This is a genomic window from Shewanella donghaensis, from assembly GCF_007567505.1.
In the GTDB taxonomy this organism is placed as follows: Bacteria; Pseudomonadota; Gammaproteobacteria; order Enterobacterales; family Shewanellaceae; genus Shewanella; species Shewanella donghaensis.
Window position 1 is genome coordinate 1,158,176 of the sequence record NZ_CP041783.1, and the last position, 14,904, is coordinate 1,173,079.

The window sequence follows — 14,904 nt, forward strand, 5'->3', positions numbered from 1 at the left end:
ATGCTAATGAGACGAGTTTAAACGGAGCTTTAAAATACTAAACATTAGTGAATACGTAAGTAATAAAGTACAAAATATCAGCAAAACTACAGTGAATACCCCTACCGATAAACTTAAAATCACCACAAAATCCTACAAAAAAAAGCCAAAACAAAACAAATCACTTTATTTAACTCATTACCCCTTAAATCACAACACTGTAATTTACTTTATGTATAATCCATTACGATTGATTCACAGAGTTACTCTATGAATTAACACAACATATTGGAGCAATAAAAAAATCAAGCTCCGGGGTCAGAAAAAAGAGAGATAAACTATGTTAAACAAAAAGTTATTAGCAGTTGTTATCGCTGGTGCATTAGGAATTACTGCTTGCAGTTCATCTGATGACAATAAGAAAGATCCAGAAGTAAAACCTGTTGAAGTTAATCTGCGCATTCTAGAAACATCAGATCTCCATGCAAACATCATGGACTATGATTATTACAAAACTAAGTATGATCCAACCATTGGTTTAGCCCGCACCGCCAGTTTAATTAAGCGTCATGGTGCAGATGTAGATAATTTTGTCTTAGTTGATAACGGCGATTTACTCCAAGGTAGTCCTATGGGCGATTACGTTGCGAATAACTTCAAACAAGATAATACCATTGGTGGTACTCACCCAGCTTACAAGGCAATGAACACCTTAGGTTATTCTGTCGGTAATATAGGTAACCATGAATTTAATTATGGTTTAGATTTCTTATATGAATCTATCTCGGGTGCCAACTTCCCTTACATCAACGCTAACGTATTATGCGAAGCTGATTGTTGGGAAGGTAAAGGAAAAGGCGATAATCTTTTCAAACCGTACTTAATCGAGGAAAAAACAGTCCTAGATAGTAATGGCGATCAGCAAGTCGTAAAAATCGGTTATATCGGTTTCGTGCCGCCTCAGATTCTTTTGTGGGACAAACAAAATCTAACTGGCAAAGTCACTGTTATGGGTATTGTCGAAGCCGCTGAAAAATTTGTACCTATGATGAAAGCTGATGGTGCAGATATTATTGTTGCGATTCCTCATTCTGGCGTAGGTTCTTCAACTAACCCAACAGATATCAATGATGAAAATGCCACATGGGCATTATCAAAGGTTGAAGGTATTGATGCGATTACATTTGGTCACAGCCATTCAGTATTCCCTTCAAGTACTTTTGACGGTCTAGAAAATGCTGATATTGAAAAAGGCACTATAAACGGTGTTGCTGCTGTTATGCCGGGTCGCTGGGGTGACAACTTAGGTATTGTTGATTTCAAACTTGAGATGCAAGATGGTAGCTGGGTTGTCGTTGACAGTACCGCTAAAGCAATGCCTATTTACGACAAATCTGCTGATACACCTGAATTGGTTGATGCTGACCGTGGCATTCGTGATGCCGTTGCTATAGAGCATCAAGGTACAAAAGATTATGTTGACCAACCGATAGGGGTTGCTGCTGCTGACATGTATAGTTTCTTAACTTTAGTTCAAGATGACCCATCAGTTCAAATTGTATCTGATGCACAAATTGCCAAAGTTAAAGCGAACTTAACTGATGCACTAAAAGACATCCCGGTGTTATCTGCATCAGCTCCATTTAAAGCAGGTGGGCGCCATAGCACTACCGCTGATGCAGAGTCTTATGTGCAAGTACCAGCTGGTGATTTGACCTATAAAAATGCAGCTGATTTATACTTGTATCCAAACACAATGGTTGCGGTTAAGGTGACCGGTGCGCAAGTTAAAGATTGGTTGGAATGCAGTGCCAATCAGTTTAATCAAATTGATGCTAGCTCTACTGAGCCACAATATCTAATCAACTGGGATACACACCGTACATATAACTTTGACGTTATTGATGGTGTAACTTATAAAGTTGATGTGACTCAACCAAATAAGTTTGATGGTGATTGTACTGTTGTTAATGCAGACGCAAACCGTATTGTTGATTTAACATTCACTGATGGTGACACTGTCTTTACTGGTGCAGAATTAGATGCAAAAGAGTTTATCATCGCATCAAATAACTACCGTGCATTTGGCGGTAAATTTGCCGGTACAGGTTCTGATTACGTGGTAATGGAACTACCTGATTCGAACCGTGAAGCCCTAGCTCAATACATCACTGACGAAACCGAAGCCAATGGTATGGTTGATCCAAGTGCTGATAATAACTGGGATTTCGTAACCATTGATTCGGCAACAAAGTTAGATATTCGCTTTGAAACTCAAGATAGTGATGTTGCCGATAAATTCATTACTGATTATCAAGTTCGTCCAATGACGAAGCTTACAGATGTCACTGATGAGTTTGGTTTCGCCATTTATAATATCGATTTGCAATCAAACTAAAAATTGATTCATACATTTTTAGTAAACAATGATCTGTAAATAATGATCTGTAAACAATAATGAGTAAATAACAAAAGGCGCCTTTGGCGCCTTTTTTATGTGATTAATTCGAACAATGGTTATTAAAAGTGGTTAATCATCCAGTTCAAACAACAAGCCCATTTTAGTAATTTGCGCTAACGGCACTTGATGTTGATTCCGCTGGGCACACAATTTTTGATGTGCTAAATTTTTAGGTTCACCTACTACTACCACTCTCACTTGATAACCCAATGCTTGGGCCGCCGCTGCATAAGCCATATACTCCCAATGACTGACGTTAGTGTTGTCACAAATAACATAGGGCTCATCATTTGCCATCGCGTTAATGAATGCAGTTAAATTAGCTTGATGATACTCGCCTAACTTTCTGGCATTAAACCGATACTCGCCATTATTAACAAAAAAACTATCAGTGGAAAAATAACCATATTGGCGAATATGAAACGCAGTTTCTAAGCCTAAGTCTTCAATGAACTCATTAACCCAGGTAGATTTTCCACTACCCGGTAAGCCGCGCATGATTATGGCGATTTTAACATTGCTTAAACTGGCGCTAGTCACGCTGACATTTCCTGAGATTCACTCCCAAGGGTTTTACCAGATAAAATAGTGTCAACCAAATGAGGAACTATATCACCAGCTTTTCCTGTTAAATGGTATTGAAACTGACTGTGACGATTGGCAGGAACAAGATTAACTTCAACTGTTTGTGCACCATGGTGGTTTGCACTATCAACAAAACCAGCGGCTGGATAAACAGTCCCGGATGTGCCTATTGCGATGAATAGATCACAATTGTCTAATGCATCATGGATCCTATCCATACCAAAAGGCATTTCGCCAAACCAAACAATGTGAGGCCTTAATCTTTTCGCAGGAATACAACAGGTACAGCAGTTATCTTCACTAAATGGCTCTCTTAATACAAAAGTCTGCAAGGACTGCGGGCAGCGTCCTTTTGATAATTCACCATGCATATGCAATAAACGCTTAGAGCCAGCTCTCTCGTGAAGATCATCGACGTTTTGAGTAATGACTAATAGTTTTCCTGGAAACTCAGCTTCAAGCTTGGCTAATGCCTCATGTGCAGCATTGTGATGCACTTCTCCGCCATGAAGGTTTTCCCAGCGACTATTATAAAAACGTTCGACTAAATTGATATCTCGCTCATAACCTTCAGGCGTAGCAACATCTTCAATGTGATGTTGTTCCCACAAACCATCTTGATCTCGAAAAGTTTTAATTCCCGATTCAGCGGAAATTCCTGCGCCAGTTAAGACCACAATCTGCTGATACATACTAATTCCTCGTTCTTATCATTATTCTTATTAATTCAAGTGACATTTTAAAAATCACATTAACACTATAGTGATATAAAAGTCGTTATTCCTCAATAATCCCTTAGTATAAGTAAGTTTATTAGATAAAAATTAACTTATATCCTGATTTTAGGACAATCATAAAAGAAAATTCACCCTTATCTGACGATTAACTGATTTGAAAGGTTCCAGTTTGTTGATCCAACACATATAATGATCGTAATTATCCACGGATGAACCGTTAAGGTTCTGTAATCAAGAGATTAACGATGACAGATGGAAATCAAGCACTCAAGAAAGCGGGTTTAAAAATTACTCTGCCCCGAGTCAAAATTCTAGAATTAATGCAAGCTCCTGAAAACCAGCATATCAGTGCAGAAGATTTATATAAAAAATTACTCGATATCGGTGAGGAAATTGGCTTAGCTACTGTTTATCGCGTATTAAACCAATTTGATGATGCAGGTATCCTAAATCGCCACCATTTTGAAAGTGGGAAAGCGGTATTTGAAATGTCGACACAGCATCACCACGATCATCTTGTTTGCTTAACCTGTGATAAAGTTATCGAATTTTCAGATGATGTTATTGAACGTCGTCAGGACGAAATTGCGATGCGTCATAATATTAAGCTTACTCACCACAGCTTATATTTATACGGTCATTGCACCAATGACACATGTGATCACGCTGACGAGTAACAAACTTCGCCTAGCCTGATTAAATAGTCATAAAAAACCAGCCTAATAGCTGGTTTTTTTGTATCTACATTATCTATTAAAATTGGTTATTATTTTTAAAGTTATAACGCCATCTGATACACATGCACTTTCGCGCCATTATATTCATTTTCTTCATGAATGCTCATGCCCAGTTTTTTCGCTATTGCTTCTGAGCCTACATTGCCATGTAAAATAAGAGCTATCACTAACTCGATATCAAACTGTGGTTTTAGTATGTTAACTGCGGCTTGAGCCGCCTCATAACCTATGCCCTTGCCCCAATACTCTGGTAAATAGCGATAACCTATTTCTACTTTGTCATACTCTGGAATATATTTTGGGCCACAAAATCCGATGACTTTATTATCTTCCTTATGATGCACAGCCCAGCGACCAAAACCAAACTCTTTATAAGTTGCATTGATGATATTGTGGAACACATCTTTAGCCTCTTGAATACTATTTAGCGGGTCTTGAGGGATATAGGTCAATATTTCAGGAATGCTATTCATTAAAAAAATCGCTTCTGCATCTTCTTCAACAAAAGGACGCAAGATAAGCCTTGGGGTTTCAGTAATAATACCAGTGGGTTCAATGATGTTGCTCATGATTATCCTTAACCATTTAAATACTAATCTTGCTAGTTGAACACAAATTAACATTTTGTAAATATGAGATTAAGGATTTAAATAATAAATTTTGAAGAACATATTTACCGATAGGAAACGTAAAAACAAAAAAGGCGCCTAAAGGCGCCTTTTAATTAACTAGCTAGAATTACCAGCCAGTTTTAGTACGTAAAGCTTTACCGATGTCTGCTAATGAGCGAACTGTGCTTACGCCAGCAGCTTCTAATGCAGCAAACTTATCTTCAGCAGTACCTTTACCGCCAGCGATAATTGCGCCAGCATGACCCATACGCTTACCTTCTGGTGCAGTAACACCAGCAATGTAAGATACAACAGGTTTAGTTACATTTGCTTTGATATATTCAGCAGCTTCTTCTTCAGCTGTACCACCAATTTCACCAATCATGACGATTGCTTCAGTTTGTGGATCGTTTTGGAACATTTCCAATACGTCGATGAAGTTAGTACCAGGAATAGGGTCACCACCAATACCTACACAAGTAGATTGGCCAAAACCTTCGTCAGTAGTTTGCTTAACCGCTTCGTACGTTAATGTACCAGAGCGTGAAACAATACCGACTTTACCAGGCTTGTGGATGTGACCAGGCATGATACCAATCTTACACTCACCAGGAGTAATAACACCTGGACAGTTAGGACCGATCATACGAACGCCTGTTTCTTCAAGTTTAACTTTAACCTGAAGCATGTCTAAAGTTGGAATACCTTCAGTAATACATACGATTAGCTCAATGCCACCGTCGATTGCTTCAAGGATTGCATCTTTACAAAAAGGTGCTGGTACATAGATAACTGACGCAGTAGCGCCTGTTGTAGCTACAGCATCTTTAACAGTGTTAAATACAGGAAGATCTAGGTGAACTTGACCACCTTTTCCTGGAGATACACCACCAACCATTTTTGTACCGTAAGCAATTGCTTGCTCAGAATGGAAAGTACCTTGGCCACCGGTGAAACCTTGACAGATAACTTTAGTATCTTTGTTAATTAATACGGACATTATTTGCCCTCCGCAGCAGCAACAACTTTCTCAGCAGCATCAGTTAATGATACAGCTGCGATGATATCAAGATCAGAACCTGCAAGAACTTCACGACCTAATTCAGCATTAGTACCTTCAAGACGAACAACAACAGGTACTTGAACACCGACTTCTTTAACCGCGCCGATAATACCTTCTGCAATCATGTCACAACGTACGATGCCGCCAAAGATGTTAACTAAAACAGCTTTAACATTAGAATCAGAAAGGATGATTTTGAATGCTTCAGCAACACGTTCTTTAGTTGCTCCGCCGCCCACATCTAAGAAGTTAGCTGGCTTGCCGCCATGTAGGTTTACGATGTCCATAGTACCCATTGCTAGGCCTGCACCGTTAACCATACAACCAACGTTTCCGTCTAATGCAACGTAGTTAAGTTCGAACTTAGCTGCGTGTGCTTCACGAGCATCATCTTGTGATGGATCGTGGAATTCACGGATTTTAGGTTGACGGAATAAAGCATTACCATCGATACCAATCTTGCCATCTAGACAATGGATATTACCTTCGTCAGTGATAACAAGCGGGTTGATTTCTAATAAAGCGAAATCATGGTCTTCGAACATTTTAGCAAGACCCATAAACACTTTAGTGAACTGCTTCATTTGAGTTGGGTTTAAACCTAACTTGAAGCCAAGATCACGTGCTTGGAATGTTTGAGGACCAGTTAAAGGATCGATGATTGCTTTATGAATTAACTCTGGCGTTTCTTCAGCCACAGTTTCAATTTCAACGCCACCTTCAGTTGATGCCATGAACACAACGCGACGAGTCGCACGGTCAACAACAGCACCAAGGTATAATTCATTTGCGATATCAGTACAGCTTTCTACTAAAATTTTAGCTACAGGCTGGCCTTTTTCATCAGTTTGATAAGTAACTAAGTTCTTACCTAACCATTTTTCAGCAAATGCTCTGATTTCTTCTTTATCGCCAGTGACTTTAACACCACCTGCTTTACCACGGCCGCCAGCGTGTACTTGACACTTAACAACCCACATATCGCCGCCAATGTGACCAGCAGCTTCTACCGCTTCTTGGGCTGTATCGCAAGCGAAGCCTTCTGAAACTGGTAAACCATATTCGGCAAACAAGGATTTTGCCTGATACTCATGCAAATTCATGATGATCTATCCATATACTTCTTTATAAAATCCTACTGGCTCTAATGAGCCAGCTACGAGGGTATTGTCTAGTTGACTCTTAGAGGTCAAGCAATAGACGAGTTGGGTCTTCAAGGAAGTCTTTAATAGCGACCAAGAATCCAACTGACTCACGGCCATCGACAATACGATGGTCGTAAGATAGTGCTAGGTACATCATAGGTTGAATAACAACCTCACCATTCACAGCCATTGGGCGATCTTTGATGGCATGCATGCCTAAAATCGCGCTCTGTGGAAGGTTTAGAATTGGAGTCGACATTAGCGAGCCAAATACGCCGCCATTAGTCACGGTGAAGTTACCACCTGTCATATCAGCTACAGATAACTTACCATCACGACCTTTAAGCGCTAACTCACGCACATTTTTTTCAATCTCAGCAAGGCTCATTGTATCGGTATCACGTAATACTGGAGTTACCAGACCACGAGGCGTCGATACTGCGATGCTGACATCAAAATAGTTATGATAAACAAGTTCGTCGCCGTCGATAGACGCGTTAACTTCAGGGAAACGCTTTAATGCTTCAGTCACAGCTTTTACGTAGAAAGACATGAAGCCTAAACGAATACCATGACGTTTCTCGAATATTTCTTGGTATTGCTTACGAATATCCATGATTGGCTTCATGTTAACTTCGTTAAACGTTGTTAGCATTGCCGTAGAGTTTTTAGCCTCTAATAGACGGTTAGCAATAGTCTTACGTAAACGCGTCATAGGAACACGTTTTTGAGTACGACCTTCAAGTGGTGCAATTGGCGCAGGCGCTGCAGCAGGTTTAGCAGCAGGCGCTGACTTAACAAATGCTTCAACATCTTCTTTAGTCACACGCCCACCAACACCAGTGCCTTTTACTTTGCTTGCATCAAGATTATGCTCAGCAATTAAACGGCGAACTGACGGGCTTAATGCGTCATTTGACTCATCTGTAGATTCTGCAGCAGGTGTTGCCGCTTCAGCTTCTGCTTTAGTCACTTCTTGGCCAGATACTGCACCAGCTACAAAGTGAGCAATAACTTGTTCGCCAAGGACTGTGTCACCTTCTTGGAATAATAATTCGCTAATAGAACCATCTTCTGGCGCAACAACTTCTAGTACAACTTTATCAGTTTCGATATCAACTAGATTTTGGTCACGAGAAACCTGTTCTCCAGGCTGCACATGCCATGTCGCAATTGATGCATCTGCAACTGATTCTGGCAAAACGGGTACCTTAATTTCGATACTCATGGAAAGCTTTCCTTTTATAATTTTCTATTACGACAGTTTTAATGCGCTATTAACTAATGCTTCTTGTTGGCTTGCATGCAGAGCAGGATAACCACAAGCTGGGGCAGCAGATGCTTCACGTCCAGCGTAAGTTAATTGAGCTCCAGCAGGGACAGCTGCCCAGAAATGATGTTGGCTACAATACCAAGCACCTTGGTTCTGAGGCTCTTCCTGACACCAAACAAAATCTTTTACGTGCTGATAATCAGCAAGTGCAGCTTGCATTTCTTCTTGTGGGAACGGATATAGTTGTTCCACACGTAAAATTGCAACGTTAGTGATTTCTTGTTTACGACGTTTGTCGAGTAACTCGAAATAAACCTTACCGCTACAGAAGACAACGCGATCAACTTTACTCGCGTCTAATGCATCAAGTTCACCAATCACACTTTGGAAACTACCATTTGCAAGATCTTCAAGAGAAGAAACAGCTAATGGGTGACGAAGTAGTGACTTAGGCGACATAACCACCAGTGGACGACGCATAGGACGAACAACTTGACGGCGTAGCATGTGATAAACCTGTGCAGGTGTCGAAGGGACACACACTTGCATATTATGGTTTGCACAAAGCTGTAAGAAACGCTCAAGACGAGCACTTGAATGCTCTGGGCCTTGGCCTTCATAACCATGAGGAAGCAACATAGTAAGACCACATAAACGGCCCCACTTTTGCTCACCTGAAGATAAGAACTGATCGATAACCACTTGAGCACAGTTAACGAAATCACCAAACTGTGCTTCCCAGATGGTTAATCCACCTGGTTCTGCAGTAGCGTAACCATATTCAAATGCCAGTACTGACGCTTCTGATAATACTGAGTCAGTAATATCAATCTCGCCCTGCTCATCAGCAACATTTCGTAGTGGCAAATAAGTAGTACCGTCATTTTGGTTATGTAAAACAGCATGACGATGGAAGAAAGTACCACGACCTGAATCTTGGCCAGTAATACGAACACGTTTCTTTTCTTCTAAAATCGTTGCGTAAGCTAACGTTTCAGCAAAGCCCCAATCGACTGGTTTTTCACCGTTAGCCATTGATACGCGATCTTTATAAATCTTTGCAACACGTGATTGAAGCTTGTGACTGTCAGGAATATCAACCATCTTTTGAGCAAGACCACTTAGCTTTTCAAATGCCATTGAGGCTTGATAGCTTTCGTCCCATTCTCGATTTAGATATGGCGTCCAGTCAACAGTATGTAACGTCATTGGACGCCACTCTTTAACCACACAATCACCCGCATCTAAAGCATCACGATAATTATTAACAAGACCGGTAACATCATCAGCAGAGATGCTATTTTCTTGAATTAATCTGTCAGCATATATTTTACGCGGCGTAGGATGCTTTTTGATTTTTGCGTACATTAATGGCTGAGTTGCACTCGGCTCATCAGCTTCGTTATGGCCATGGCGGCGATAACACACTAAATCAATAACCACATCACGTTTGAATTCGTTACGGTAATCAACAGCTAACTGCGAGATAAAGGCAACGGCTTCAGGGTCATCTGCATTCACGTGGAATATAGGTGCCTGCACCATTTTGGCGATATCAGTACAATATTCAGTAGAACGAATATCAGCGGTGTTTGAAGTAGTGAAACCCACTTGGTTGTTGATAACGATACGAATACTACCGCCAACTTTAAAACCACGGGTTTGAGACATGTTAAATGTCTCTTGCACAATACCTTGGCCAGTAATAGCTGAATCACCATGAATGGTAATTGGCATAACTTGTAAACCATCAGTACAACCACGTCTGTCTTGACGTGCTCTTACTGAACCGATAACAACAGGGTTAACGATTTCTAAATGCGATGGGTTAAAAGCAAGTGCTAAATGAACGTTTCCGCCTGGTGTTTCGAAATCTGAAGAGAAACCTTGATGATACTTAACGTCACCAGAGCCTTGGATTTCATCGTGCTTGCCAGCGAATTCATCAAATAATTCAGCTGGACGCTTACCGAGTACGTTAACCAGAACGTTAAGACGACCACGGTGAGCCATACCTACTACGATTTCTTTTGTTCCAGCTTCGCCTGCGCGGTATAAAATCTCGCGCATCATCGGAACTAAAGCATCACCACCTTCTAACGAGAAACGTTTTGCACCTGGGAATTTTGCACCAAGATATTTTTCCATACCTTCTGCAGCATTTAGGCCTTCTAAGATACGTTTCTTAGTGGTGTTATCGTAGTTTGCTTTACCTAAAGAGGGTTCGAGACGCTGTTGAATCCAACGCTTTTCATCAGTATCGGTAATATGCATGTATTCAGCACCGATTGAACCACAATAAGTGCTTTTCAATGCGTGAACAATAGAACCCAGCTTTAACGTGTCACTACCATATGCAAATGAACCCGTGTTGAATTCACGTTCCATATCCTCAGCGTCTAGACCATGGTAACCAGGGTCTAACTCAGGTACAGGTTCACGTAACCATAATCCTAGCGGATCAAGATTAGCATTTTGATGACCACGAAAACGGTGAGCATTAATTAATTGGAGGACTTTTACTTGTTTAGCATCTAATTCAGGGTCAGAAACACGGCTAGCGCCTTTTGAACGACCTTCTAGTGCTAAACTGCGGAAATAATCACGTACTTTAGAGTGTGCAGTTTCAGGTAGATCTTGAGAAGTACCATTTACCGCAGGGAGATTATCAAAAACGACTTTCCAGTCAGCTGTTACTGAACTAGGGTCTTCTTGATAGGCTTCATACATCTCTTCTACGTAGGTCGAATTTGAGCCACTTAAATGTGACGATTCGAGCCAAGCTTTCATGATGCCTTGGTGCATTACTTTTCCTTACAAACTTGATACACGTGCTTCGCCAATTTCATAACTGCGATACCTTGTTGCACCACAATCGATTCGTACTAACTATTTAATCTCAAAGCTGTTTAATTAATCATTACAAAAGCTATATAACTATATAATTTTAAACAGTTAAATACAAAGGTCTTCCTATAAACACACAAAAGAGCCATCCCCAAAGATGAAGATGACTCTCTAAGAGAGCTAATTACTGATTAATGCTAGCTCTATTGTGCGCATTTAAACTGCTCGCTTCAGAAGCATTGACTTGATATGGCCAATAGCTTTAGTTGGGTTCAATCCTTTAGGACAAACGTCAACACAGTTCATAATGCCATGACAACGGAACACACTGTAAGCATCGTCTAAACCATCTAAACGTTCTTCAGTTGCCGTATCACGGCTATCGATTAAGAAGCGATATGCATGGAGTAAACCACTTGGTCCGATAAACTTATCAGGGTTCCACCAGAAAGATGGGCAAGCAGTTGAACAACAAGCACACATGATACATTCGTATAATCCATCTAAATGAGCGCGCTCTTCAGGAGATTGTAAATGTTCACGAGCCGGTGTTTTCTCATCATTGATAAGAAACGGCTTAATTTTTTCATACTGAGTGTAGAACTGAGTCAGATCGACAATCAAATCACGCACAACTGGCATGCCAGGTAATGGACGGATTTGGATTTTCTTTCCTTTGAAAGTAGAAACAGGCGTAATACACGCAAGACCGTTTTTACCATTCATGTTCATACCATCACTACCACATACACCCTCACGACATGAGCGTCTAAATGATAATCCTGGATCTAACTCTTTCAGCTTAATCAGTGCATCAAGTACCATCATATCGGTACCTTCTTCCACGTCTAAGCTGTAATCCTGCATATAAGGCTTAGTGTCTACATCAGGATTGTAGCGATAAACTGCAAATTCCAATTTCATCTCAGCTTCTCCTAGTAGGTACGCTTGATAGGCGGGAATGCCGCACGAAGCTTAGGCTCCATGTTGACATCACGCTTAGTCATTTCTTCAGTGATAGGGTCAAAGACACTGTGACATAACCAATTTTCATCATCACGGTCTAAGAAATCTTCACGAGAATGCGCACCGCGGCTTTCTGTACGGAAGTTAGCAGCATAAGCAGTCGCAATTGCTGTCGCCATTAAGTTATCAAGCTCTAAACATTCAATACGTTGAGTATTAAATTCAGAAGAATTATCAGATAACTTAGCGTTAGCTAAACGTTCACGAATCGCTTTAAGCTCTTTAAGGCCTTCAGCCATTGCATCGCCACTTCTAAATACAGAGAAGTTAAGCTGCATACATAACTGTAAGTCTTTACGAATAACAGCAGGGTCTTCGCCGTCTTTGTTGCTTTCCCAACGATTAAGACGATCAAGTGATGCTGAAATTTGAGCTTCAGAAGGTTCTTTAGGATCAGCAGTTTCATCAAGTGCTTTACCTAAATGTTGACCCGCTGCACGACCAAATACCACTAAATCAAGCAGTGAGTTACCACCGAGGCGGTTTGCGCCGTGTACTGATACACAAGCAATTTCACCTACAGCGAATAAACCAACGATATCTTGTTCAGTGCCATCTGCATTTTGACGAACAACTTGACCACTAACTTTAGCGGGTAGACCACCCATCATGTAATGACATGTTGGCAATACAGGGATTGGGCCATCTGCAGGGTCAATATGCGCAAACGTACGAGAAAGTTCACAAACACCAGGAAGACGCGCTTCTAATGTTTCTTTACCTAAGTGATCAAGCTTAAGTAAACAATGAGGTCCTAATGGTCCATCTAAACCACGACCTTCACGAATTTCTGTCATCATAGATCGAGCAACAACATCACGTGATGCTAAATCTTTTGCATTTGGTGCATAACGTTCCATGAAACGTTCGCCATCTTTATTTAAAAGATAACCACCTTCACCACGACAACCTTCAGTTACCAGAACACCAGCGCCAGCAATACCTGTTGGGTGGAACTGCCACATTTCCATGTCTTGCATCTGAACACCAGCACGCATCGCCATACCAACACCGTCACCAGTATTAATATGTGCATTGGTAGTTGAAGCATAAATACGCCCTGCACCACCAGTTGCTAAAATTGTTGCCTTCGCTTTGAAGAACACAATCTCGCCAGTTTCAATTTCAATTGCAGTACAACCCACAATTGCGCCATCGTCGTTTTTAACGAAATCTAATGCATACCACTCAGAGAAAACTTCAGTTTTGTGTTTAACGTTTTGCTGATAAAGACAATGAAGTAAAGCATGACCGGTACGGTCAGCTGCTGCAGCAGTACGTGCCGCTTGTTCGCCACCAAAATTCTTTGATTGGCCACCAAACGGACGTTGATAGATAGTGCCGTTTTCGAAACGAGAGAAAGGTAAACCCATTTGCTCTAATTCGATAACCGCTTCTGGACCTGTCTTACACATGAATTCAATTGCTTCTTGGTCGCCGATAAAATCAGAACCTTTCACAGTATCGTACATGTGCTGTTCCCAATGATCTTCATGTGCATTACCTAACGCAACAGTGATACCACCTTGCGCAGAAACCGTATGAGAACGAGTTGGGAAAACTTTTGATAAAAGCGCGCAGCTCTTACCTTCTTTAGAAATTTGCAATGCAGCTCGCATGCCTGCGCCACCAGCGCCGACTACAACTGCGTCAAATTCGCGTACTGGAATACTCACTTAAACACCCCACACAATTAAAATGCCTGCAGCTAGATAACAAAAAGCGGCTACGACAAAAACGAACTGAAGTAATCCACGTACTGATACGTTTTTAACGTAATCAGTTAACACCTGCCAAATACCAATCCATGAATGAACAAGAATGGCTACAAGCGCAAGTAAGGTGAATACTTTCATCGGCAATGTGCTAAATAAGCCATGCCAAATTTCGTATGTTAATGGAGCGCTACACGCAATAAAGCCCACCATAAAAATGGTATAACAGGCTAAGATTACTGCACTAGCACGAATTAAAATAAAATCATGAACACCACTGCGTCCAAGGCTTGCTGCATTAGTTACCATACCCAAATCCCCACGATGATAGAAAACGCCGCTGATAGTACAAAGGCGATTTTTGCTGACGCTAAGCCAGAGGCAAGTTCTTCCCAACGGCCGGTATCCATAATCAGATGACGTAAGCCAACGATTAAGTGGTAACCCAACGCAGTAAGAATTCCCCAAATAACAAACTTAACGAGCAAGTTATCAAAAAGAGATTGTAAGCCAGCGAAACTCTCAGGCGATGCTAAAGATTCATTTAGCATCCAAATAAGAATTGCCACGGCAAACAGCATGATGACACCGGAAACACGGTGAAGAATTGACGCTATCGCTGTTGCAGGAAAGCGTATGGTCTGTAGGTCTATATGGACAGGTCTTTGCTTTTTCACGTTCTGCTCACTCAGCTCCATTGAGCATTATTTTTATTATTCATCTCA

13 protein-coding genes are annotated in these 14,904 nt (G+C 41.0%); 2 read left to right on the forward strand and 11 right to left on the reverse strand.

The window, feature by feature from the left end:
• The first annotated feature begins 319 nt into the window (after positions 1 to 319).
• A complete protein-coding gene (locus tag FPK91_RS04910; protein WP_144208798.1) occupies positions 320 to 2,377 on the forward strand; it encodes a bifunctional 2',3'-cyclic-nucleotide 2'-phosphodiesterase/3'-nucleotidase in 2,058 nt (685 codons plus the stop codon).
• A gap of 132 nt (positions 2,378 to 2,509) precedes the next feature.
• Here FPK91_RS04910 and FPK91_RS04915 read toward each other — a convergent pair whose 3' ends face one another.
• Together FPK91_RS04915 and cobB are read right to left on the reverse strand one after the other, a co-directional pair.
• Entirely contained in the window at positions 2,510 to 2,938 is a 429-nt protein-coding gene (locus FPK91_RS04915) for an AAA family ATPase (protein WP_144214149.1), read from the reverse strand.
• Positions 2,939 to 2,976: 38 nt separating this feature from the next.
• On the reverse strand, positions 2,977 to 3,717 hold the full coding sequence (cobB, locus tag FPK91_RS04920; RefSeq protein WP_144208800.1) for a Sir2 family NAD+-dependent deacetylase: 741 nt from the start codon (positions 3,715 to 3,717) through the stop codon (positions 2,977 to 2,979).
• Between the two features lie 290 nt (positions 3,718 to 4,007).
• Here cobB and fur point away from each other — a divergent pair, with 290 nt between their 5' ends.
• Complete coding sequence (gene fur / locus FPK91_RS04925) at positions 4,008 to 4,439, forward strand: ferric iron uptake transcriptional regulator (RefSeq protein ID WP_144208803.1); 432 nt, start codon at positions 4,008 to 4,010, stop codon at positions 4,437 to 4,439.
• Positions 4,440 to 4,540: 101 nt separating this feature from the next.
• Here fur and FPK91_RS04930 read toward each other — a convergent pair whose 3' ends face one another.
• The 9 genes from FPK91_RS04930 to sdhC form a co-directional block, all read right to left on the reverse strand.
• Positions 4,541 to 5,041, reverse strand: a complete 501-nt coding sequence (locus FPK91_RS04930) for a GNAT family N-acetyltransferase (protein ID WP_144214151.1) — start codon at positions 5,039 to 5,041, stop codon at positions 4,541 to 4,543.
• A 196-nt stretch (positions 5,042 to 5,237) separates the two neighbouring features.
• Complete coding sequence (gene sucD, locus FPK91_RS04935) at positions 5,238 to 6,110, reverse strand: succinate--CoA ligase subunit alpha (protein ID WP_144208806.1); 873 nt, start codon at positions 6,108 to 6,110, stop codon at positions 5,238 to 5,240.
• Entirely contained in the window at positions 6,110 to 7,276 is a 1,167-nt protein-coding gene (sucC, locus tag FPK91_RS04940; RefSeq protein ID WP_144208809.1) for an ADP-forming succinate--CoA ligase subunit beta, read from the reverse strand. The genes sucD and sucC overlap by 1 nt, the downstream gene beginning before the upstream one ends.
• A gap of 79 nt (positions 7,277 to 7,355) precedes the next feature.
• Positions 7,356 to 8,546, reverse strand: a complete 1,191-nt coding sequence (gene odhB, locus FPK91_RS04945; protein WP_144208812.1) for a 2-oxoglutarate dehydrogenase complex dihydrolipoyllysine-residue succinyltransferase — start codon at positions 8,544 to 8,546, stop codon at positions 7,356 to 7,358.
• 27 nt (positions 8,547 to 8,573) lie between these two features.
• Positions 8,574 to 11,396 carry a 2-oxoglutarate dehydrogenase E1 component gene (gene sucA / locus FPK91_RS04950; RefSeq protein WP_144208815.1) on the reverse strand — a complete coding sequence of 941 codons (2,823 nt, stop codon included), beginning with the start codon at positions 11,394 to 11,396 and terminating at the stop codon, positions 8,574 to 8,576.
• 258 nt (positions 11,397 to 11,654) lie between these two features.
• Positions 11,655 to 12,362 carry a succinate dehydrogenase iron-sulfur subunit gene (locus FPK91_RS04955; RefSeq protein WP_144208818.1) on the reverse strand — a complete coding sequence of 236 codons (708 nt, stop codon included), beginning with the start codon at positions 12,360 to 12,362 and terminating at the stop codon, positions 11,655 to 11,657.
• 11 nt (positions 12,363 to 12,373) lie between these two features.
• Positions 12,374 to 14,140: a succinate dehydrogenase flavoprotein subunit gene (sdhA, locus tag FPK91_RS04960; protein ID WP_144208821.1), complete on the reverse strand. Its 1,767-nt coding sequence runs from the start codon at positions 14,138 to 14,140 to the stop codon at positions 12,374 to 12,376.
• Positions 14,141 to 14,488, reverse strand: coding sequence for a succinate dehydrogenase, hydrophobic membrane anchor protein (gene sdhD, locus FPK91_RS04965; protein WP_144208825.1), 348 nt, complete (start codon positions 14,486 to 14,488; stop codon positions 14,141 to 14,143).
• Complete coding sequence (gene sdhC / locus FPK91_RS04970; protein ID WP_144208828.1) at positions 14,482 to 14,877, reverse strand: succinate dehydrogenase, cytochrome b556 subunit; 396 nt, start codon at positions 14,875 to 14,877, stop codon at positions 14,482 to 14,484. Before sdhC ends, sdhD begins: the two co-directional genes overlap by 7 nt.
• Positions 14,878 to 14,904 lie beyond the last annotated feature (27 nt).